This window comes from Kolteria novifilia (assembly GCA_007748055.1).
Taxonomy (GTDB): domain Bacteria; phylum Planctomycetota; class Planctomycetia; order Kolteriales; family Kolteriaceae; genus Kolteria; species Kolteria novifilia.
Map to the genome: position 1 here is coordinate 1972748 of CP036279.1, position 21853 is coordinate 1994600.

General features: G+C 62.2%; 16 protein-coding genes and 1 tRNA gene. 11 read left to right on the forward strand and 6 right to left on the reverse strand.

What is annotated here, in order from left to right; genetic code table 11:
• The first annotated feature begins 164 nt into the window (after window positions 1-164).
• The 10 genes from Pan216_RS07235 (at window position 165) to tkt (ending at window position 15535) form a co-directional block, all read left to right on the forward strand.
• Window positions 165-1829 carry a SagB/ThcOx family dehydrogenase gene (locus Pan216_RS07235; RefSeq protein ID WP_145256850.1) on the forward strand — a complete coding sequence of 555 codons (1665 nt, stop codon included), beginning with the start codon at window positions 165-167 and terminating at the stop codon, window positions 1827-1829.
• Window positions 1830-1904: 75 nt separating this feature from the next.
• Window positions 1905-3104 (forward strand): molybdopterin-dependent oxidoreductase, encoded by a 1200-nt coding sequence (locus Pan216_RS07240; RefSeq protein ID WP_145256853.1) that lies wholly within the window; start codon window positions 1905-1907, stop codon window positions 3102-3104.
• Between the two features lie 104 nt (window positions 3105-3208).
• Window positions 3209-4363, forward strand: coding sequence for an FUSC family protein (locus Pan216_RS07245; RefSeq protein ID WP_419193366.1), 1155 nt, complete (start codon window positions 3209-3211; stop codon window positions 4361-4363).
• A gap of 223 nt (window positions 4364-4586) precedes the next feature.
• On the forward strand, window positions 4587-6779 hold the full coding sequence (locus tag Pan216_RS07250) for a type VI secretion system Vgr family protein (protein ID WP_145256859.1): 2193 nt from the start codon (window positions 4587-4589) through the stop codon (window positions 6777-6779).
• Between the two features lie 68 nt (window positions 6780-6847).
• Window positions 6848-9118 (forward strand): type VI secretion system Vgr family protein, encoded by a 2271-nt coding sequence (locus Pan216_RS07255; protein ID WP_145256862.1) that lies wholly within the window; start codon window positions 6848-6850, stop codon window positions 9116-9118.
• Between the two features lie 97 nt (window positions 9119-9215).
• On the forward strand, window positions 9216-11429 hold the full coding sequence (locus Pan216_RS07260; RefSeq protein WP_419193367.1) for a type VI secretion system Vgr family protein: 2214 nt from the start codon (window positions 9216-9218) through the stop codon (window positions 11427-11429).
• A gap of 27 nt (window positions 11430-11456) precedes the next feature.
• Window positions 11457-11720 (forward strand): hypothetical protein, encoded by a 264-nt coding sequence (locus Pan216_RS07265; protein WP_145256868.1) that lies wholly within the window; start codon window positions 11457-11459, stop codon window positions 11718-11720.
• 76 nt (window positions 11721-11796) lie between these two features.
• Window positions 11797-12384 (forward strand): DUF6931 family protein, encoded by a 588-nt coding sequence (locus Pan216_RS07270; RefSeq protein WP_145256871.1) that lies wholly within the window; start codon window positions 11797-11799, stop codon window positions 12382-12384.
• Window positions 12385-12432: 48 nt separating this feature from the next.
• Window positions 12433-13233, forward strand: a complete 801-nt coding sequence (locus tag Pan216_RS07275; protein WP_145256874.1) for a hypothetical protein — start codon at window positions 12433-12435, stop codon at window positions 13231-13233.
• A gap of 241 nt (window positions 13234-13474) precedes the next feature.
• A complete protein-coding gene (tkt, locus tag Pan216_RS07280; RefSeq protein ID WP_145256876.1) occupies window positions 13475-15535 on the forward strand; it encodes a transketolase in 2061 nt (686 codons plus the stop codon).
• A gap of 193 nt (window positions 15536-15728) precedes the next feature.
• Here the strand turns inward: tkt and Pan216_RS07285 are convergent.
• Window positions 15729-15802 (reverse strand) — tRNA-Val (locus Pan216_RS07285).
• A 258-nt stretch (window positions 15803-16060) separates the two neighbouring features.
• On the opposite strand from Pan216_RS07285, the gene Pan216_RS07290 reads away from it, so the two are divergent.
• On the forward strand, window positions 16061-16906 hold the full coding sequence (locus Pan216_RS07290; RefSeq protein ID WP_145256880.1) for a PHP domain-containing protein: 846 nt from the start codon (window positions 16061-16063) through the stop codon (window positions 16904-16906).
• Window positions 16907-16979: 73 nt separating this feature from the next.
• On the opposite strand, the gene Pan216_RS07295 is transcribed toward Pan216_RS07290, so the two are convergent.
• The 5 genes from Pan216_RS07295 to Pan216_RS07315 all read right to left on the reverse strand — a co-directional run bounded on the left by Pan216_RS07295 (window position 16980) and on the right by Pan216_RS07315 (window position 21766).
• Window positions 16980-18014, reverse strand: coding sequence for an agmatine deiminase family protein (locus Pan216_RS07295; protein ID WP_145256883.1), 1035 nt, complete (start codon window positions 18012-18014; stop codon window positions 16980-16982).
• The gene (locus Pan216_RS07300) at window positions 18011-18877 is read right to left on the reverse strand and encodes a carbon-nitrogen hydrolase (protein ID WP_145256886.1); all 867 of its coding nucleotides are present in this window, start codon (window positions 18875-18877) and stop codon (window positions 18011-18013) included. The genes Pan216_RS07295 and Pan216_RS07300 overlap by 4 nt, the downstream gene beginning before the upstream one ends.
• Before the next feature lie 140 nt (window positions 18878-19017).
• On the reverse strand, window positions 19018-20142 hold the full coding sequence (locus Pan216_RS07305; RefSeq protein ID WP_145256889.1) for an alpha/beta fold hydrolase: 1125 nt from the start codon (window positions 20140-20142) through the stop codon (window positions 19018-19020).
• Between the two features lie 269 nt (window positions 20143-20411).
• Window positions 20412-21419: a UbiA family prenyltransferase gene (locus tag Pan216_RS07310; RefSeq protein ID WP_145256892.1), complete on the reverse strand. Its 1008-nt coding sequence runs from the start codon at window positions 21417-21419 to the stop codon at window positions 20412-20414.
• Window positions 21416-21766 carry a hypothetical protein gene (locus tag Pan216_RS07315; protein WP_145256895.1) on the reverse strand — a complete coding sequence of 117 codons (351 nt, stop codon included), beginning with the start codon at window positions 21764-21766 and terminating at the stop codon, window positions 21416-21418. The genes Pan216_RS07310 and Pan216_RS07315 overlap by 4 nt, the downstream gene beginning before the upstream one ends.
• Window positions 21767-21853: the final 87 nt, after the last annotated feature.

Consider the following 21853-nt stretch of genomic DNA (forward strand, 5'->3'; position numbering starts at 1 on the left):
AGCGACGGGATGGCGATGCCCTACAATAGTCGCGTCGAGACGCACGGTGCATCATTTGGGACACCGCCAAGGTCTCGAGGGAGTGGCGACAGGGCGAGCATCCCGTTCGTCGTCGGCCGGCGCGCCGCTAGGGAAACGTTCGAGTCACGACGGATCGGATCAACATGGATCGTCCCCCCATCGAAGAGGACTGGCAGGCCGCGGACGCCTACCACGAACTCACCAAGCATCACTTTCATCGCTACGCCGCTTCGCCAGGCTATCTCGACTGGAAGCACCAACCCGACCCATTCCGCCGATTCGCGGGTGCTTCGTTGACGAAACTGCCGTTCGCCAGCGAATCGGACTCGCCGACCTACGACCAACTCGTCACTGGTTCGGGGATCGCTCCCTCAAGTGTTGAGTCTCAGAGTCTGGGTGCCTTCCTCGAGACCTCTCTCGGACTGACGGCATGGAAGTCGACCGGCATCGACACGTGGGCACTGCGGGCGAATCCATCGAGTGGCAACCTCCACCCGACCGAAGCCTATCTCGTCCTGGGGGCCGTCGAGGGCGTTGGCGAGCGGCCGGGCGTCTATCACTACTGCCCGAAGGAGCATGGCTTGGAATGCCGCCTGTCCTTCCCCGGAGAGCTTTGGCGGACGCTGACGGCCGATCTTCCCGGCGGTTCGTTTCTTGTGGGGTTAACGAGCATTCACTGGCGGGAAGCTTGGAAGTACGGCGTCCGCGCTTACCGCTACTGTCAACACGACGTCGGGCATGCGTTGGCTTGCTTGCGACTCTCGGCCGCTAGGTTGGGATGGTCGCTTCGGGTCTTGGAGGACCTGGGCGATGACGAGGTCGCGGCGCTGCTCGGCGTCGATCGTGATCAGGAGTTTCCCTCCGAGGACCGCGAAGTCCCCGCGCTGCTCGCGGTCGTGACGCCCCGTGTCGAGGATGAAGGTTCGACGGCGACGCTCGATCGCAAAGCTGTCCCGGCGCTGGTCGCTGGCGATTGGTCGGGCGTCGCCAACGAACTCAGTTCTCAGCACGTCGACTGGGAGGTCCTCGAGATCGTTTCCCAGGCATGCGCGAAGCCAGGGACGGAACCGAAAGCGATCGCGGAGCAGGGGACCTCGACCGCGACGTTTGAGGCCCCCAGTTTCCCCGACCGGCACCGAAACGCGGTGAGGCTCTTCCGTTCCCGCCGTAGCGCGGTGGCGATGGATGGGGAGACGTCGATCGAGAAAGAGGACTTCTTCCGCCTGTTGGCCCGCACGGTGCCGGCGAAGGGGATCGCTCCCTGGGACGCGATCGTGTGGCGACCCTCGGTCCACCTGGCGCTCTTCGTCCATCGCGTCAATGGATTGACACCAGGGCTCTACATGCTCGTCCGACATCGGAACGACGGCGCCGCGATCCGGGAGTCGCTGCACGACGAGTTTCTCTGGAGGACCGTGCCCGAGGCGCCGCCGGGACTCGACCTGTTGCTCCTGCGAGAAGGGGATGCCCAGAAAGTCTCAACTCAGGTAAGCTGTTTGCAGGGCATCGCGGGCGAAGGCGCCTTCAGTCTCGGAATGCTTGCCGATTGGGGTAGGCTGCGCGAGGAAGGGGCTTGGTTCTATCGACGGTTCTTTTGGGAATCGGGGATGATCGGCCAGGTCCTGTATCTGGAGGCGGAAGCGGCGGGCGTACGGGCGACGGGGATCGGATGCTTCTTCGACGACCCGGTTCACGAACTCTTCGGGGTGAAGGAACGCCGATTTCAGTCGGTGTACCATTTCACCGTCGGAGGGGCCGTTGACGACAATCGACTTCAGACTTGGCCGGCGTATCCCGATCGTTCATGAGTTGTGACGGCTTCCGCACTGGAGAGCGGGAGGTAACGTCAAGCCTTTGAGAAGAGAAAAAGGGTAGAGGAAACGATGAAGGATTCCGCTTGGTATTCCCAACCTGTTGATCGTCGAGCCTTTCTCGCGTGGTCGGCGGCGACAGCCGGAATGATCCTGGCCCCGCGATTCGGCATGGCGGCCGACCCAATGCTCCACGGCAAGGACGACCTGAAGGTTCTCGCCGAATTGCCCCTCAACGCCGAGCCGAAACTCGGCGATCTGATCAAGTCGTGGGTCACGCCCATCAAGTACTTTTACGCTCGCAACCATGCTCCCGTCCCCGCGTTCGACGCTTCCGATTTCAAACTCGAAGTTAGCGGCCTCGTCAACCGTCCCATGACGATTGGCATCGGGGAATTGGTTGAGCGGTTCTCGCCCGCCGAGGCGACCCTCACGATGACTTGCGCGGGCAATCGCCGCAGCGAACACAGCAAGACCAAGCGGGTCTCCGGGGTTCAGTGGGAAGCCGGGACGATCGGCAACGCCATCTGGAGTGGCCCGAAGCTCTCCGATCTCCTCCAGGCCGTCGAGGTGAAGCCGGAGGCGAAGCACGTTCAGTTCCTCGGGCTCGACCAGATCGAACGGGGACGCCAGACCATCAACTTCGGAGCCTCCATCCCGCTCGAGAAGGCGATGAGCGATGCCGACGGCATCCCCGGAACGTTGCTCGCCACGAAGATGAACGGCGAGGTTCTTCCGCCCGAACACGGACATCCCGTGCGGACCGTCGTTCCGGGCTACATCGGAGCTCGTAGTGTCAAGTGGCTGGGCAAGATCGTGATCAGCGATCGCCCATCGGACAACCACTACGTCGCGAGGGCTTACAAACTCGTCACCCAGGGCGACGCCAAGGAGTGGGAGGCGGCGAGCATCCTGTACGACTTCCCGCCGAACTCGGCGATCTGCCTGCCTCACGCGGGAGCGACGCTGAAGCCTGGCTTGGTACCGGTACGAGGCTACGCGCTGCCGGGCGGCTTTCCCGATCGGACGATCGCCAAGGTCGAGATTTCGGCGGACGGCGGCAACCGCTGGACCGAAGCGAAGATCGTGTCGCCCAACAAACCCTTCTGCTGGAGCTTCTGGGAAGCGAAGGTCAAGGTGACGCCGATGACCAAGAGCCTCATCGTCCGCGCGACCGACTCGAGTGGGAAGATGCAGCCGAAGAAAGTCGATTGGAACATCAAGGGATACTTCTTCAACGCGTGGCAAGAGATCCCCGTCACTGTCGGCTAGCCGATCGGACCACGTCGCTCCCCTGGGAGAAGAGTTGTTTCCCTCCAGGGCTCGTGTCGTTCGCTAGGATGACGGCAACCGAAACGCCGTCACGGAGAGACCTGATGCGACGACGCCTCGAGGCACTTCTTCCCCGTATGCGCTGGATCAGTTTCGACTCCGATCCCTTGCAGGTGGCGGTCAAGACGGCCGCCGCCGCCATGATTTGCGAAGCCTTCCTCATCCCGCTTGGACTCGCGAGCGAACACTGGCCGATCATCACCGCCGTGCTCGTCATTCAGTCGAATCTTGGCTCCTCGCTGCGTTGGGCACTGATTCGACTCCTGGGAACGGCCGCCGGAGCCCTCCTGGGAGCGTTGGCCGTGACCGCGCTGGGAGCTCACTTCTGGTCGCTTGGGATTGGGCTCTTCGGCACGCTTTTGCTCTGCGCGGTCGTCACCCCGCTACGTCCGATCTCGCGAATGGCGGCGGTGACCGCGGTCTTCTTCTACTTCGTTGATGAAGGCAGGAACGCGCCGTGGCTCTTCTCCATGGCGCGGTTCATGGAGATCGCGTTCGGGTTGGTCGTCGGCTTGCTGGTCGACGCCTTTCTTTGGCCAAGGCATGCGAGCAAGGCCGCCCGTGAGGCCGTCGCCAAGACGCTCGAAACGTGTGCCACCCTCTACACCGTCGTGGTCAAGCAGCACCTGCACGGCCCGAGTTCCGAGTCCTCGCCGAGTGACCTTTTCGAGCAAGCTCGCTCCGAGCTGCGCGATGCCCACCGGCTGCTCTCGGAAGGGAGGTTGGAGCCGGGAGCGGCCCAGGTCTACGAGTCGCTGGCGCAGACGCGCGAGGCGACCGCGTACGTTCTGCGAACTCTTCACTTGATGCACCGGTCGGTCCGGCGGTTGCCGCCCGCTCTTCGCGACGAACACCTCATCCCCGCGCTGACCGATCTCGCGCAAGCGACCGCCCGCTCCCTGAGAGCGACGGCGGAAGCGATTCGAGGGGAGCGTCCCATCCCGATAGCTCCAGAGTTGGTCGTGGCGCTCGCGGCCGCCAACGACGGACTCAAGGAGGCACGCCGCCGCGGTTCCTACAAGCAGTTTCGACTCGAGGAGTTGCTCCATTTGCGGGCGGTCTTCTACGCGATGCGAACCATCGCGGAAGATTTGGTTAACGGGTTGCGAATTGAGGACGAGTCACCATTGGCGGGTGATGAGTCAATCGTCGGCCTACCCACGGTCGTGGTTCCTGGAACCAGTCGCCGTTCGACGTGAGAGATGCGATGGCTCACTTGGCTGACGAAGTATTGTTGTACCACCGTGCTATTCGGCAGAGGTTGCATAAGGAGCTTCGGTTGGACTACATCGTTCGAGCCGCTGCACAGAGCGGCTTTCATTGACTTTTCACAACCATCTTTCGCCCGAATACTTGATCTGTCCATTTTTGAAGTGCATAGTTGACCAGTGACACTGACATGTCTCACGGGAGATCGTGAGAATGGTGCATAGTCAAACTGTGGAACTCTCCTTGGCGACGCCGTTGAAGGAGAGCGGACCGACGGTATATGGTTTCGAAGGTCGCGAGGCGGTTTCGGAACTCTTCGCGTACAAACTCTACCTCCACACTCCCACTTCGGAATACCTCTCCTCCGACAAATTGCTCGGCCAGCTCGCATCGCTCTCGTTCACCATCGACCGCCAATCCACTCGCCGCGTGCATGGCATGATCGATGAGCTTTCCCATGTTGGGGGGGATGCTCGGTACGAGTACTACGAAGCGGGACTCGTGCCTCCTGTTGCTCTGCTTGATCTCGGTCGTGGCTATCGAATCTTCGCGGAGAAGACCTTCGAACAGATCGTCAAGGAGTCCCTCGAAGGCTATCCCGTTCGCTTTCGACTTTCGGAGAAGCACTACCCTCTCGACCATTCGGTGCGCTACGCGGAGAGTACGTGGAATCATGTGCGGCGTGTGGCGGAGGATGAAGGGTGTCATTGGTACTTCGAGCACGATGCCGACTGGGCTCCCGGTCAGTGTGGGCTCACCTTCGCCGATGTGATGGGGCAATCTCCTCCCATTCCTGGAGCGACTCCCATCCCGCTAAGGCTCGAGGGGACTGAACCCCACATCAATCGGTGGCGGACGCGTCAGCGGTTGACCGCTCGCAAGGTTAAGACGAACGACTACCACCACGAGATGCCGGACGCGGACCTTTCGCACACGGAACGGTTCGCCTCCCCCGTTCGCGTCGGCAGTCGGGTGGCAACGCTGGACCATCCGGCGCTGAAGGGCTGTTGTCTTGACGTGCGCGAGCCCTTCGCCCATCAGTTCCGCGAGATCGCGCGCGACGGCCACCACGATCCCGAGGGGCTCGATGGTCTCTTCGAGGACAAGTCCCGACGAACCAGGATCCTTTTTGAACGGCAACTCGGCCAAGCGATCGAGTCGCGGGGCCGGACCAACTTCTCGGGCATGATCCCCGGTCACACCTTCGAACTTTCCGACGCCGGTTCGGAGTCGGGACGCTATTGGATCGTCCAAGTCAAGCACGGCGTGCGGATCCCCCTCGCCGATTCCTCACGCGTCGAGGCTTCCTCTTATACCGCCCGAATTCGCTGCATCCCGGCCGAGCTTCCCTACCGGCCTCCGGCGACCGCTTCGAGGCATCGCGTCGCGGGAGCCGCGATCGGCAATGTCGTCGCCTCCGATCACGAAGAGGTCACCGTCAACGACTACGCCGCGGTGAAGGTCCGATTTCCTTGGGATTCCGACGAAGGCAAGAACGCCGTTTGGGCTCGACATCGCTTCGCCCGCGCCGGCAAGGGCCACGGCGACATCCATCTGCCGCACAAGGAGCACGAGGTCCTCTGCGTTCACGAGGAGGGAAACCCGGAACACTACTACGTTCTCGGTTCGTTGCCGAGCGTGCGGCACGTTCCGCCCGAGAGCCGAGAGGTTCACCGCAACGTTCAAGGTTACTGGGGGCAGAGTCTCGAACAGGATCGAACCAGCGCGCACCAACTCTCGTTCGATCGTCGTGATGAGGGGGAGAAATTGGCCTGGCGTTCCGAACACGACGCCCGGATCTCCTCGGAGAGCGATCACCACATCGCCAGCGACTACGCCGTTATCAACGTCGGGTACGCGACCGCCGAGTCCGCCGACGACGGGTCTGGTTCGGGCGGATCGTCAAGTGGGTCAGGGAACCATACGCTCGACGTGATGGGAAACTTCTTCGAGAGCGTGTGGGGGGGCTTCACGCGGCAGGTACTGGGGGATAGCAACTGTCGCGTGAAGGGGTTCGCGACCTTCAACTCGCTCATCCACACCTCGTTGATGGACGCTCCGACGATTGTCATCGCCGCCGCGGTGTTCCATATTCACATGGTCCACAACCGGTTCATCATTGGAATCGGAAGACTCGATGTGTCGTGGGGGTTGGCGTACTGGCGTTTCCACTTTACGAAGTCGTCCTACAAATTGTGGGCGGCACGCTACATGCGCAAGGTCGCCTACATGAGCATCGCGATTGCGCAGACAGATGTCTTCGCAGCGACGGTCAACTACGCGGGGGCGTGGTTCAAAAGCAATCCCATGAAGTTGCGGAATCGGATGTTGGAAATTCGGAAAGAGAACCTTCGCAGCGACTCGGCTAGCATGAGATTGCACACTACCGCGGTGTATCACGCGTGATCGCTGATTGAGTCTGTCGCGCTGGATCGTCACCGGCAGTCTTCGCGGGAGTGAATTGGAAGGCGAGCATGCAAATTAGGCTACAGATCCCCGGCAGCGACGATCCACCGATGGTTCACCGGCTCGAAGGTCGGGAGGCGGTGTCGACGCCATTCGAGTTCGTTGTCGATCTTTGCCACGCGCGATCGAAAGAGAGGGAGGTGTTGGGACTGATCGGACGGGAGGTCACCTTGGTGATCGACGTGCCCGATCGATCGTCGATCCACGTTCAAGGCATGATCGCCACGGTGGGTGGTTCCTTCACGGGCGCGGGCGCCGCTTCACGGATTGACGCCAAGTACGCCCTCTACCGAGCCACCATCGTTCCGCGCATCTTTCCGCTGCTGAAGAACTCGCGCTTTCGCATCTTTCAGGAGACCACGCTCGAGGACCTCATCGAGAAGACCCTGGGGACGACCCGCCCCGCCATCGACTTTCGCGACGGAACCTATCCCTACAAGATGGCCACGCAGTACCAAGAGAGCGATTGGTCGCATCTGCAGCGACGACTGGAAGACAACGGCTGTCACTACTACTTCACGTTCGAGGAGACCTCGCCGACGATTCACTTCGCCGACACGTCGAGGCACGCACCCTTGGTCGAGGAACTGCTCGGTCGCGCGCATGATCGACCGACGCTGATCAAGTGGCGGCAGAGGCAGCGTCTGGTACCCTGTCGCGGGACGGTTGGGGATCTGGCCCACGAACGCCATTCACCCGATCTTCACGCCGACGCGGTATTTTCAAATCCGATCGGCTTCGCGGGTCGCGAGACCAGGCTCGACGTTCCCGCCGCTCGGAAGATCGGTTTGGAGACAAGGGAGCCGTTCGCGCAGCGTTTTTCACGCTACTCTTGGGATGGCGAAAAGGACGAAGCCGGCCTCGATGGGCTCGAGGATCTCGCTCGTCAGCAAGCGTCCGTCAGACTGCAAGAGCATACCGTTGGCGCTCTCGTCGCGAAGGGAACCTCGACATCGGTTCATCTTCGGCCTGGATGCGCGGTGGAGATTGATCACGGCGCGGGAGAGCCGGCACGCTACTTCATCACTCGAGCGCGTCACTCGGTCACGTTGCCGTTGCCCCTGGCCGGATTGGGGGACGCCGAAGCTTACCGTTGCAAGTTCGAGTGCCTGCCCATTGATCTCCCCTACCGCGTACCGACGCGAACTGCCCGGCCGTTGATCGACGGCGTCGAAACGGCGACGGTCGTGGGTCACGCGCGAGGGGAGGTGACGACCAACGACGAACTGTCGGTCAGGGTGCGCTTCGCCTGGGGATCGGATGCCGATTCCGAGTCGTTCTGGGTGCGGGTTCTGCAACCAAAGAGCGGTCAAGGGTTCGGCAACGTATGGATCCCCAGCGACGGGCAGGAGGTCCTGGTTCAGTTCGAGCAAGGCGATCCCGATCGTCCCCATGTCATCGGCGCCCTCTACAACGAGCGGAACCGACCCGCGGGCGATCGGAGTTCGCATCGCTCGATCGATCACATGAGCTTTGGTTCGGATCGGAGAGACTCGCCCATCGCCAGCCAAATCGCGATCGACAAGTCGCCGGGCAAGGAGCGGATTCACTTCGTCTCCGAAAAGGATCTCGAATGGTTGGCGGAGAACGATCTTTGGCATGTCACCGGACGTGACTGCAAGAGAGTCTATGGCGACTCATCCGCCGTGGACCTGTCCGATTCCGGTTCGGGATGTGGGGGAACATCCGCGAGCGCGGCAACGCGAACGTACACCCTCAACGTTTCCGGGGAGACGACGAAGACCGTTTCCGGTGACTCCAGCTTGTCGGTCACCGAGGAAGCGCATTACGCGATGAAGGGGGCGTCGAACTGGATCGCGGACGCCGGTGTCGAGATGGGCGCGCTGTTGACGAACATCGTCGGGCCGACTTGGAGCGAGATCGCGGGCTGGACTTTCCGCCTTAGCATGGGCGGGGCGAACGCTCTCGAGTACGCGCCGCTCTTTGGGGCGCTTACCGGATTGCCGACGTTTCTCCCTTCCGTTCCTGGAATGGCGGCGTCCACGGAGATGGTTGTTGGGCTTGTGGACATCGAACTGTTCTCCTCCCCGGTCCTCGCTCGGTATTACAGAGGGACGCTATTCCAGATGAATGGATTTACGAACATTGAAGTGGACGTCTTTCTGGGGACAAGTATGTGTCACTGTTCTGTCAACGGAATAGAAGTAGAGAAATTCGATCTGCACGCCGGCAAGTCACTTGCGGTCTTGGGTTCTGGCACTCTGAAAAAGAGGGCCGCATGCGTTTCCTCCGATGCCTCGCAGAAGATTCAGGTCTAGCAAGGTGTTGAAGTAAGCTGCATCGAATCGGTCAACGGACTCCTAGCAGCCGTGGACCGCGACCCGACGAGGTGGGTACTTCATCGAAGGTGAGTTCGTGATAGAACACCGCAAGACGATTCTGCGAATCAACACGCCCATTGAGGGTGACGGCGTGTCTCTTCATGGGCTCTGTGGCCGCGAGGAGATTGGGCGATACTTTCGCTATCGTCTCGAGTTGCACGCGCCGCGCGACAAGGCCGTACCAATCGAGGAACTCCTCGCTCGAAGTGTGAGTGTGTCGATCGAGAACGAGGGACAGAGTCCCCGTCGGATTCACGGCATCATCGTGGAAGTTCGGCGAGTGGGGAACACGCATCGCTACGAAGTGTTCGAAGCGCTGTTGCTGCCGCCTCATGCTCTTCTTGGATCGACCACTCAGGTCGGCTTTCGCGTCCACCAAGAGCGTGATCTGTCGCAGATACTCGACGCGGAGCTAGACGGATTCTCTTATCGCCTCGATATGCACGAGCCGGACCATCCACGCTGTTTATCGGTGCGCTACGCCGAGTCGCCGTCGAACTACATCCTTCGTCTTCTCGAGGAGGATGGACGCTACAGTTTCTTCGAATCCGATGACAAGGAGACGACCCTGGTGGTGGCGGATTCCTCGCCGCGAGCGAGTATCGCTCCGGGTTGTGAATCATTGCCGTTCGGAACCGATTGGGACAAACCGAGCGTCACCGCGTGGGACTACGAACAGAGTGTGGTCCCTCGGCGGGTGGATCTCGTGGATTACCACGACCAGTCCTTCACGGGAATCGTGAATGCCTCGGCGACACACCCCGCTCCGGGCGACGATGGCCCCTTTGGCTCGTCGTACGCCGGATCGGCCATGAAGGACTGTGTGGTCGCGAGGCAAGCGAACGTCGCCCATCGGTTCTCCAAACACGATCGCTATGGCGAGGTTCATGAGGAGGGACTCGAGGCATTGGGGGATGAGCTTCAGCGGCATGCGAATGTCCAAGTCCAACAACTGGGCGCCGCCTCCTTGACCTATCGCGGTAAGACCGACTCCAGTGCCATTCGGCCCGGCTATCTGATGCGGCTGAGCGATGCCAATGATCACTCGGGCGAATATTTTGTCACGCGGCTGGAGCAACGAGTTCGCTTGCCGCTACCCGACGATTCCGGAAAGAAATCCAAACCCTATCGGGCGACCTTCCATGCGATCCCCAAGAGAGTTCCCTACCGAATGCCGCGACGCCGCGCTCGTCCGAGCATCAAAGGGGTGATCTCCGCGACCGTCGTCGGCCACGGCGACGAGACACCGACGACCGACGAGGGGCACGTGAAGGTCGCGTTCCGTTTCGATCCGAGGGCCGAGCCGAGTTCGTGTTGGGTTCGGGTCTCTCAGTCCCTGGCGGGCAACCACCACGGGAGCGCTCGATGGCCCCAGGCGGGCGAGGAGGTCCTCTTGGGGTTCCGTGGTGGAGATCCCGATCAGCCGCGTATCGTCGGATGTCTCTACAACGCCGCCCACAAGCCCGCCATCGACTCGAGCACGATGCGCCACACCGAAGGATCGTGGTTCCGAACGAAGGGTGGTTCGCGGGAACAGATGAGTCGATTGACGTTCAAGCGTTCGACGACGGCCGAGGCGATCGTCCATTCGGAAGCGGAAACCCACACCTCGGCCAAGAATGGCTTTCTGCTGACGACAGGGAGGGATCTCAACGAGCGAATCGGTTTTCCTTCCTTGGCGACGGCGGCGGACGATGAGCAGGGGGGGAGCGGCAGCGGTGGCGATTCGGATTCCTCGAGTTCGGGTGACAACACCCAAGATGTCCACGGCGATGGAAGTGAGTCGACCGGTGGCGACTACAGCTTCACCGTCGACGGCAGCTACAACCACGACAACGCGGATGTTTCCACGTGGATGTTTGGGGGAACACAGAAGTTCGTGACCCCCGATCTGACGATGACGGGAATCATGTCGAACATGGTCCACGGCCAATCGACTCGAGTTCACGCGGGTATCGGCAAGACGGAACTCATTCTCGGGTCATCCGATTTCGAGATCCTCGCGTCCGTTTGGGGAGTGATGAAGACGAATGCGGGGTACACGTTCTCCAATGATGGGAACACACCGGTCAATACGACATGGGGAGCGTGGGTACAAAAGCACGGTTTCGGCGTAAAGACCGAGAAGGTCGAGGTGGAACAAGCTGGGACTACCGCGAAGGATCGACTTGTCACCACGAAGGCGGCGATTCTGGAGAATGAGGCGGTCCCCGTGACGGTTGAAGAGTCCGCCAACTTTCAAAGCTGACCGAATCAAACCAGAAGGAGATCGGCAATGTCGTCCTACGGATACAATTTGTCACCGACCCTGGGGGCCACCGGCGGGCTCACGGTCGCGGCGATTCCCTTGAAGTCCTTCATGGGGCTCGACTACGCCACCGAACTGGTGGCGGAGGATGTGACGGCCCTCGGTCCCGGCGTTTGGATCGAGGGAGATCCGACGAACACGATTCTCGGATTGGGGCAGGTCTTTGTCGGAATGCCCAGCACGATGGGAAACTCACCGATCGAGAATGGATCGGCGGAGTCTTTCGGCTAGTCGAGTTCGACAAGCTGACAAAGTAAGCCGGCATCACCAGTCATTCAATAGTCCGCTAGTGCGATGAGACAATGCGATGATGGATCAAATGGAACCCGCGATCGATGAACTCGTTCCCGCACAGCAAGTGCTGACGCGCGAGTTCACGAAGTTGAGCCGGCCCGCTCGAGCTTTGATCCATCCCGCGCAAACGTGTGGTGACTACCTGGAGACGTTGGTCGACGAGCAACTTCTCGAAGACGCCCTCGACTTCATCGGACACGCGTTGCCCTTGCGTCACGCCATCTGGTGGGGGTGTTGCTGCATCGCCGCGGTGACCCCTCCCGAGACGCTGGAAGGCAAGGATCGCAAGGCCTTCGCCGGGACGTGCCGGTGGGTGGCCGATCCGACCGACCGACGTCGAGAGTACGTCCATCGCGTCACGCGCGTCGTCACCGACGTCACGGCCTCGATCTTGCTGGCCCGCGCGGCGGGATACCCCAACATGAAGCTTCCCGAGCCTCTCGCGGCGCTCAAACGCAACTTCAAGAAAGAGGGGGTGATCGCCGCCGTTAACATCGCCACGCTCGATGGGGACGACGTCGACGCGACAAGGCGACAATTCTTGGAGATCGGCTTGGACGTTTCGAGGGGGAAGACCGTCTGGCATCCTCCCCAGAACTAGTTCGAGTCGTCCTCGCGACCGCATTCATCTTTCGTTGAGAGCAAGTCCATGGATTCGATCGAAACCTACACCGACCATGTCGAGCGCATGGAGAAACTGAAACTCTCCCTTTCGCGGATGCTCAAGCCCCGCGAACTCGCCAAGGTCGCCGCCAAATTGGACGAGTCGCACGCGGCGATCGTCAACGGTTTGTCCAAGACCGAGCTGCCGGAAATACCGGACGCCGCGATGGAGAAGCTGCAGGCGACGGAGGAAGGCCGCGACGCGATCGCTCAACTCGATCGACTTCGTCAGGTGGTCCAGCTCGCCAAGCAAGGGCAACTCCCCGCGGAGGTGTCGAAGCTCAAGAACGAGCCGTGGGTCAAGTCGAAGCCGTGGAAGCTCTTTGGACTCCGCCCCAGAGCGGGAGAAATGCTCGAGCCCGATGCGGACGATGGGGTCGAGTTCGTCGAATGGGCACATTCGGAGTGGATCTCCTCGGAGGACATCGAGCGGGAGACGATCCCCGCCACGTCTCCGGAAGATGTCCAACAGCCCGATTGGGCCGACGGCATGCTGCATGCCAATCGGTCGGCGCTTGGGTCGATCTCGGATCGAACCGAGGTACCTTCGGCCTCCCCCGAGACGGTCTCGCCTTCCGAGGGCACGAATCACGGGAAGGACATCACGAGTTTTTCGCAATGGCTCGGAGGAAAATCGGTTGTCGGCGAGGTGCCGAAATCGAAGGGCGCGACACCCGAGGAAGGTGAAGAGAAGAGCGAAAAACCCGAGAAGCCCGCCGAGGGAGGAAGCCAGCGGACCTTCCTCAGCCAAATTTCCTCATCGCTAAAGCGCCGCTCGCGCCGGTAGCGGCCCCACGCCGCGCCATCGTTTTGGTCCGAGCGACGCGCTCCAAGCGCATCGACCACATCCCCCATGTCAGAAAAGTCCGGCCGGCGCGGTTGCCGTTCGCTCTTTTGACGACCATAAATCTCCATGAAACCTTCACCATTCGCGAGCATGGGTTTGTAACTTACGGTGAAGTCAACGACGTCGGGCCTCGAAGAGGATGCCGGCGCTGACGCGAGAACACCTTTCCTCAGGAGGCGACATGGCCGTAGCAACCGACATCGAAGAGAAGTGCATCAATACCATTCGCACATTGTCGATGGACGCGGTGCAGGCCGCCAATTCGGGCCACCCGGGAACGCCGATGGCCCTCGCGCCGGTGACCTACTGTCTTTGGCAGCGGTTCCTCAACTTCGATCCCAACGATCCAATCTGGCCCAATCGCGACCGCTTCGTCCTCTCAAACGGCCACGCATCGATGCTCCTCTACTCGATGTTGCATCTCGCCCAGGTTAAGGCCGTCAATCCGAAATACGAGACACTCGGAACTCTCTCGGTGCCGCTCGACGACATCCGCCGCTTCCGGCAGATGGACAGCAAGTGCCCCGGGCATCCCGAGTACCGTTGGACCTCCGGCATCGAGACGACCACCGGACCGCTCGGCCAAGGTCTCGCCACCAGCGTCGGCATGGCGATCGCCAGCGACTGGATGGCCCACCACTTCAACAGGCCCGGTTACGAGATGTTCGGCTACAACGTCTACGCGCTCTGCGGCGACGGTTGCATGATGGAAGGCATCTCCCATGAGGGCGCTTCGCTCGCCGGCCACCTCAAGCTCTCCAACCTCTGTTGGATCTACGACAACAATAAGATCACCATCGAAGGTCACACCGACCTGGCGTTCAGCGATGACGTCGCCACCCGTTTCATCGCCTACGGCTGGAACGTCACCCGCGTCGGCGACGCCAACGACCTCGACATGCTCGATCGGGCCTTCAACACTTTCCTCGCCACCGACGATCGCCCGACGCTGATCATCGTCGACAGCCACATCGGCTACGGTGCCCCCAACAAGCAGGACACCAGCGGTGCCCACGGCGCTCCGCTCGGCGAGGACGAGATCAAACTCACCAAGCAGAACTACGGTTGGCCCGAGGACGAAAAGTTCCTCATCCCCGACGGGGTCATCGAGACCTTCGAGGAAGGGATCGGCAAACGGGGCCATCAGGCCCGCGAGGCGTGGATCGAACTCTTCGACAAGTACCAGAAGGAGTTCCCCGAACTTGCCGACCAGCTCTTCAAGATGCAGCACCGCGAACTGCCCGATAACTGGGACGCGGAACTTCCAACCTTCCCCGCTGATCCCAAGGGACTCGCTGGACGCGTCGCCTCCTCGAAGGCGCTCAATGTCGTCGCCAAGACCGTGCCATGGCTCATTGGCGGTTCGGCCGACCTCGATCCCTCGACCAAGACCCGGATCACCGACGAGGCCGCCGGCGACTTCCTGCCGCACGATCACACCGGTCGCAACTTCCACTACGGCGTTCGCGAGTTCGCCATGAGCTGCGTCGTCAACGGCTTATGCCTCTCGAAGATCCGCGGCTACGGTTCCGGTTTCCTTATCTTTAGCGACTACTGCCGGGGTGGGATCCGCCTCGCGTCGCTGATGGAGATTCCGGTCACCCTCATCTTCACGCACGACTCGATCGGCGTCGGCGAGGACGGTCCGACCCACCAACCGATCGAGCAGCTCGCTTCGCTGCGAGTGATTCCCAACATGCTCGTCTTGCGTCCAGGCGATGCGAACGAAGTGACCGAGTGCTGGAAGATCATCATGCACTCCAAGCACGAACCCTGCTGCCTGATCCTCAGTCGGCAGAACATCCCGACGCTCGATCGCTCCAAGTACGCCGCCGCCTCCGGGGTCGCTCAAGGTGCCTACATCCTCGCCGACGCCGCCGACGGCAAGCCGGATGTCATCCTTCTGGCGACCGGTAGCGAAGTGCCGCTCTGCGTCGATGCCTACGAGCAACTTACCGCCGATGGCATCAAGGCCCGCGTGGTCAGCATGCCGTCGCTGGAGATCTTCGAGCGTCAGAGCCAGGAGTATCGCGATAGCGTCCTGCCTCCCGACGTCACCGCTCGCGTCGCGGTCGAGCAAGCCTCGCCGTTCGGCTGGGATCGCTACGTCGGCGGCAAGGGCGCGATCATCGGCATGACCACTTTCGGTAGCTCCGCGCCGCTCAAGGACGTGCAGAAGAAGTTCGGCTTCACCCAAGAGCACGTCGTCAGCAAGGCGATGGAAGTGCTCGGGAAGAAGTAGCCGAGGGCTGGCGAGGGGCCTCCTCGTGGATGCCGACGTGCGAAACGGAACGAAGGTTCGCTGGGTGGGACGATGGTCCGCAGCTCAGCGAACCTTGTTCGTTTCTTGGGGGCCGGTAGGCGATGCCCGGATCGCGAGGCTCAAGCTGGAACGGGGCGCTGGACCGTGGACGGAGAATCGTCGGAGTGGTCAATGGGCGATGAGGGACTCGAACCCCCAACCCCCTCGGTGTAAGCGAGGTGCTCTAGCCAATTGAGCTAATCGCCCCAAGTATGGCGTCGCGCGTCGTTGTCCTTGCTTTCGGATGCCACTGGCTGCTGGTCAGTCAGTGAGAAGAGTCGGCATCCTTGACCGCACCGTCGATGTTCCGACGGACAATCTGGACGCCCGACCCAAGGACAAACTCCGCGCGGTCCCCTCTTTGTACGATTTCCGACGATTGCGGTCGACGCTTCCCACGCCCGCCATCATCATGAAGGGATCATCCAAGACAACCGACACGCCCGAGGCCCACGACGTTCGCCCATGGCTCCTCCACCGACTCTCTTCGATCTCCACGTCCATTCCACGAGAAGCGACGGCGCCTACTCGCTGATGCAACTTGCCGAGATGGTCCGCCGTAGCGGCCTGGCCGGCTTCGCGCTCACCGACCACGACGCGATGGGTGACCCCGAGGAGATCGCGCTTCTCTCGGACCGCTTTGGCATCACGATCCTTCCCGGCGTCGAACTGAGCACCCACGCCGCCGAGCGTTCGGTTCACCTCCTGGGCTACGGCGTCGACCGTTCGAGGGAGACGCTGCGCGAACTCTGTCGTGACCTCCAGGATCAGCGGCGCGGTCGCTTCGACGCCTACCGCGAAGCCCTCGCGAAACGGCAACTCCGCATCGCCTCCGACCTCGCCAAGCGGCTACTGGGCACGGCCTCGCTCGGCCGGCGGCACCTGGCACGCGAACTGGTTCGAGCCGGCAAGGCCACCACCGCCCGCGACGCCTTTCGACGCTACCTCTCGCAGATCGACGAAGTGCCGCGTCTACGAACACCCGCCTTTGCCGCGGCGGTCGGCGCGATCCACGAAGCGGGCGGCGTCGCGGTCGTCGCTCATCCCGACTCGGGCTGGAAGAGTGACGTGTGGCACGAGCTTCTGGGTAGCGGATGCGACGGCATCGAAGTCGACTTCCCCGCCGCGAGGCGGAGGCATCGCCGTTTCCTGCTCGACATCGTCCGCGATCACGACCTGGTTCCCACCGGCGGTTCGGACTTTCACGGCGACGAGCCCCGCTCCTACCTCGGCCAGAAGACCGTCCCCGGCGAAGTCCTCGAACGTCTCCGTGAGCGGATGAACACGGCGGCCATTTCCGCCAAGACATGATGTCTTCGTAGGTCAGGCCATTGCCTGACAGCCCCTTCAAAGTCGGCCCCCCCGCGATCATGTCAGCAAGGTGTCACAACTTCACGACGTTCTGCGTGAGGCAATGGATCGCGCCGGCTTCCTGGACGAGGTCGTTGGCCCGAATGCCGATCACTTCCCGCGATGGGAAGACCGCCGCGAGACGTTCTTGCGCGATCGTGTCGCTCGGCTGATCGAACGTCGGCACGATCACCCGGTCGTTGGTGATGAGGAAGTTGAGATAACTCGCCGGCAAGCGGTCCCAGCCCTCCATGACCGGCTTCGGCATCGGCAGGGTGACGATGCGGTACGGCTTGCCGTGCTCGTCACGCAGGGCGCGAAGCTGGCTCAGGTTCTCCTTGAGCACGTCGAAGTTGACGTCGTGGCGGTCCTCTTGGGTCGCGGCGACGATGGTGTCCTCGGCGACGAAGCGGGCGAGGTTGTCGATGTGCCCATCGGTGTCGTCCCCATCGAGGCCCCTTTCGAGCCAAACGACCTTGGTGCAACCGAGGTACTTGGCGAAGATCGCCTCCGCGTCGCCGCGCGTCAGGTGCGGGTTGCGCTGAAAGTCGATGACGGAGGGCTGACACGTCAAGAGCGTCCCGCGCCCGTTGGTTTCAAGCGTTCCCCCTTCGAGCACGATGCCGGGGGATACGAGCGGTGACTTCATGATGTCAGCGATCGAGTGCTTGAGGACCTCGTCGTGCCGATGCGGGAATTTTCCGCCCCAGCCGTTAAAGGTGAAGCCGATCGCGGCGCGCGACACGCCTCCCTCGTCGTGTCGTTCGACGAAGACCGGCCCGGTGTCGCGCAGCCAGACATCGTCGAACGCGAGGACGTGGCAGTAGACGTTATCGCTGTTGGCTCCCGCCTCGGCGGCGCGGCGACGGCAGGTCGTCGCATCGGTGTCGCTCGCGACGGCGACATGGACCTCCTGGCCGCTCGAGAGCGTGGCGACGAGCTTCGCCAACGTCTCGAGGACGCGGTCGAAGCTCTTCGGCCAAGTCGAACGATCGTGGGGCCACGCCATCCAGATCGACTCTTGCGGTTCCCATTCGGCGGGCATGCGGTAGTGAGTGTTCATGGTCATGTCCGATCGAGAAAACGTTGATCGAGCCCGTCGTAGGCATCGATGCGGCGGTCGCGAAGAAAGGGCCAAATGCGGCGAACGTATTCGACGCGATCGAGGTCGCAATCGGCGATGAGGACTTCCTCTTCCTCGCCCGCCTGGGCGATGACGACACCGAGCGGGTCGCAGAGGAAGGAGCGTCCCCAGAAGGTGATCTCGCCATCGGTGCCGACGCGGTTGATCGCCGCGACGAAGAGCCCGTTGCTGATTGCGTGGCCGCGTTGCACCGTCTGCCACGCGTTGGCCTGGTCCTCTCCCTCCTCCTCGCGTTCCTCCGGCAACCATCCAATGGCGGTCGGGTAGACGAGCAGGTTCGCCCCGCGAAGCGTCATCAACCGAGCCGCTTCGGGAAACCATTGGTCCCAGCAAATGAGCGGGCCAACGGAGACATCGGCGACACGGGCGGTGGGGTAGCCCAAGTCGCCTGGTGTGAAGTAGAACTTCTCGCGGTAGCAGGGATCGTCCGGGATGTGGTTCTTACGGTAGTGGCTCACGATCGACCCCTTCGGATCGATCACGACGCACGAGTTGTGAAAGACCCCCGCCGCCCGGCGTTCGAATAGGGGAACCAGCAGCCAGATCGATCGCTCGTTCGCGATTCGCGCCAATCGTTCGGTTGTCGGTCCCGGAATCGGTTCGGCGAAGTCGAACGCGGCGACATCCTCAATTTGGCAGAAGTATTGCGTGAGAAAGAGTTCCGGCAAGCAGACGAACAGCGCTCCTCGGTCGGCCGCGTCAAGGATGAACGCCTCGGCCCGCTCGAGATTCCTCTCGGGCTCGGTCGCGCACGCCATCTGCACCAGAGCTACTCGAAGTGAGCTCATCGTCCCTCGCCGCCTTGCGAATCGGTTCCCAACCACCCAGCAAGGAATTGTACGAAACAATCGCGTGTTTGCAGATACCTAGTCGGGTGGACTTACTTTCTGCCGGGTTTGGGGGCGAGTTTGCGACCTCGGGTCGATCGCTATCCCGCCAGCTCATCCAAGACGTGACTCGAGAAATGCGCGGCCGAGAAGCCGAAGGTGGACTTCGCGGGGAGGTGGCCGCGGGAGAGTTGGCCGAACATGCTGACGAGGCAGCGGGCCATGGTGTCGGGTTGCTCCTCGACGATGCCGTGGCCGGCGTCGGGGACGAGGGTCAGCGAGACATCGACCCCTTCCTCGGCGAGGGCCTGGTAGACCTTCCGCTCGTACTCCGGCGGAACCAGTCGATCAAGCGCCCCGACCAACAGGTGAACCGGGACCGTCAGCTCCCGCGGTTTTGTCTTCGGGACATGCCGTAGGTAGTTCAGATACGACGATGTATCGTAGCCCCGCAAACGGAGGGGATCCTCGATGAAGCGGCGACGTTGGGCGGGATCGCGATAGAGGTCGGTCGGGCGGAAGATCCGCTTCGTCGCCAGCCGCGGACCGATCGCTCGGCGCGCCAGGCCCGCTCCGATCCCACGCTCGTCGAACAAGAGCCGCATTCCCGGGCGGAACTGGCCAAAGACCGCGCGCAGCCACGGCGTGATCACCGCTTGGGCGAGCACCCCACCGACACGTCTGGGCCGACCGCTGGTGGCATGCTGCTTCTCTTCCCACAGGGCGTAGTGCAGCGCCAAGTCCCCACCCCAACTGCTGCCAACGATGCCGACGTGACTGCGAGGCCGATTGTCGGCGTACTCCTCGGCGACCGATGCGACCGCGTGCATGATGACGTCGAGATCGACGACCCCGCGTTTGCCGCCACTGCGGCCATGCCCCGGCGGGTCGATCGTCACGACGTCGACTCCCCGTGCTTGCAGCGACAACGCGAGCGGAGCCAACTGTCGCGAGTGCGCCGCGGTGAAGGGGAGGGCCAGCACCAACGGCGAAGTCGAACGCAAGGACGCCCGGTATTCGACCACGTGGATCGGCAACGAGGAACCATCACCCAGGCGAGCGGCGATCGTTCGCGAGAGGCTCGGCGCGGCCGACTCGTGCTCCACGCCAACGCGTGACTCGAAGAGACGTTGCCTCGCTGGGGCGACGCTCTTCGATGATGACGACTTGTCATTGGGAAACGGATGGCGATCGTCGGCGATCCGACTCGACAACCCTGCGGACATGCAATCGATCCTCACCACGTTGACATCATGTGGTCGTGGCCGGCGCCAGCGGGCCTGGAGGCCGCGTGCGTCTGTCGGTTAGCAACCGGTTCGGTGAATTTCCCCCCTGCGTAGGTAGGAGCCTCATTGTGACGCGAAGTGCCCCGATTGGAAGGGGCTCGGGGCGGAAAACGCTGAAGCGATCTTCTCCGAGTTGTCAAGTTTGACAATGGCGCGGGCTGAGTCGTTTAGAGGGAGATTCCGACGAGCGGCCGTTTGTGGACCTTCGTTCAGGTGACATAGATCCAACGACCCAGATAGAGGGCCGGGACCAGAAGGAGACACACGACGATGCCTGGGACCAATCCGACCAGCCCGAGGACCATCATCCCGTCGATGATGACCAGTCCGAGGACGCCCGCCTTGACGGCCCTTTGGACGTTCTGTGGCGAGGGATCGCTGATGGCGGTGCCGACGCGGTTTCCGAGGAGACCCGTAAAGGCCAGCCAAACCACCCAGACCCACAGCGTTTGAGCCGGGGCGATGATCAAGGCCGCCGCATCGATCGCCAGTCCCGCGGCGATGACGACGGCGCCACCGGCGAGCAACCCCCGGTTGCTGATCGAGGCTTCCTGGCGGGCAAACCACGTCACGCCAACGATGTAGACGCCGTTGGCCAGCGGCACGAGCCAAAGCGCGTTCGCATCGATCGCGAGGCTGATGGGAAAGGGCTCGGGACGCCAAAGTCCCATCGACAGCAGAAAGGCGAGCAGGTCCGATGCCGCGGTCGCGTCGCTCCAACCGGGAATCGCGACGGTGATGCCGAAGATGACGTTGAGTAACCGGCAGAGTCCCATCGCGAGTGGCCCGGCGGGCGTTTGCTTCAGCCAGCCGTCGTAAACGAAGATCGCTCCCAAGAGGAGCAGGGCGGCCAGCAGCGAGAGAAAGCCGACCACCGCCGACGCCCCGAGGCAGAGTGCGATGAGGACCGACGAGAGGACGATCGCCGCGCGGAGACTGACGCGTCCCGAGGGGAGGGGACGCTCGGGACGTTCCTCGCGGTCGATCTCGAGGTCGAAGATGTCGTTGAGGGCGATGCCTGCCGCGTAGAGACTCGCGCTGGCGAACGCGAGCAGCAAGAGCGAGATCGAGAAGAGATCGCCGGAGGCCGAGGTCGCCAACCAACCCCCGAGGAAGATGTCGGCCGCCGCGGTGAAGGTGTTTGGAAAACGAATGAGGCGCAAGTGGTCCCGGACGCGAACGCGCCAGTTGCTCGGTGTCGTGGCGTCATTCGTCAAGGCAAGGGCTCATTTAAGGAGAAGGCTTTCAGGCGATGCGGGCGGTCGACGGTGTAGACGACGTAGAGCGTGTGAGGACGCAGGCCGTACCAAGTGAACTGTTGCCGGTAGTGACCCTGCTCGTCGATCGTTTCGCTCGGCGAGGTCGCGACAAGTGCGACGACTTCCTCAATCGTGGGAGCCTGTTCGTCGTCGGAGAGGGACGCGACATGAGCGGTGAGGTGTCGGTAGGCAGTCTTCGACTGCTTGTCGGCGGCGCTCTCGACGAAGGCGAGGACGATCACCAGGGCGATGATCGCGACGAGAATCAACACCGGTGCCGAAGCGCGGCCCAACTTGCTCCCCATGGATGTCCTTCCCCGGAGTCCGTGTCGTCGAACGCGGTGGGCGCTCGCTGACGTGCCCGCCTCCTGTTTGTGATACGGGGCCAAGGC

What these genes read in the sequence shown, in the direction of transcription:
- Pan216_RS07315 (WP_145256895.1), bottom strand. Translation starts at nt 21,766, where the DNA reads ATGGGGAGCAAGTTGGGCCGCGCTTCGGCACCGGTGTTGATTCTCGTC.
- Pan216_RS07305 (WP_145256889.1), bottom strand. Translation starts at nt 20,142, where the DNA reads ATGTCCGCAGGGTTGTCGAGTCGGATCGCCGACGATCGCCATCCGTTT.
- Pan216_RS07295 (WP_145256883.1), bottom strand. Translation starts at nt 18,014, where the DNA reads ATGACCATGAACACTCACTACCGCATGCCCGCCGAATGGGAACCGCAA.
- Pan216_RS07270 (WP_145256871.1), top strand. Translation starts at nt 11,797, where the DNA reads ATGATGGATCAAATGGAACCCGCGATCGATGAACTCGTTCCCGCACAG.
- Pan216_RS07265 (WP_145256868.1), top strand. Translation starts at nt 11,457, where the DNA reads ATGTCGTCCTACGGATACAATTTGTCACCGACCCTGGGGGCCACCGGC.
- tkt (WP_145256876.1), top strand. Translation starts at nt 13,475, where the DNA reads ATGGCCGTAGCAACCGACATCGAAGAGAAGTGCATCAATACCATTCGC.
- Pan216_RS07235 (WP_145256850.1), top strand. Translation starts at nt 165, where the DNA reads ATGGATCGTCCCCCCATCGAAGAGGACTGGCAGGCCGCGGACGCCTAC.
- Pan216_RS07255 (WP_145256862.1), top strand. Translation starts at nt 6,848, where the DNA reads ATGCAAATTAGGCTACAGATCCCCGGCAGCGACGATCCACCGATGGTT.
- Pan216_RS07250 (WP_145256859.1), top strand. Translation starts at nt 4,587, where the DNA reads ATGGTGCATAGTCAAACTGTGGAACTCTCCTTGGCGACGCCGTTGAAG.
- Pan216_RS07300 (WP_145256886.1), bottom strand. Translation starts at nt 18,877, where the DNA reads ATGAGCTCACTTCGAGTAGCTCTGGTGCAGATGGCGTGCGCGACCGAG.
- Pan216_RS07275 (WP_145256874.1), top strand. Translation starts at nt 12,433, where the DNA reads ATGGATTCGATCGAAACCTACACCGACCATGTCGAGCGCATGGAGAAA.
- Pan216_RS07245 (WP_419193366.1), top strand. Translation starts at nt 3,209, where the DNA reads ATGCGACGACGCCTCGAGGCACTTCTTCCCCGTATGCGCTGGATCAGT.
- Pan216_RS07240 (WP_145256853.1), top strand. Translation starts at nt 1,905, where the DNA reads ATGAAGGATTCCGCTTGGTATTCCCAACCTGTTGATCGTCGAGCCTTT.
- Pan216_RS07290 (WP_145256880.1), top strand. Translation starts at nt 16,061, where the DNA reads ATGGCTCCTCCACCGACTCTCTTCGATCTCCACGTCCATTCCACGAGA.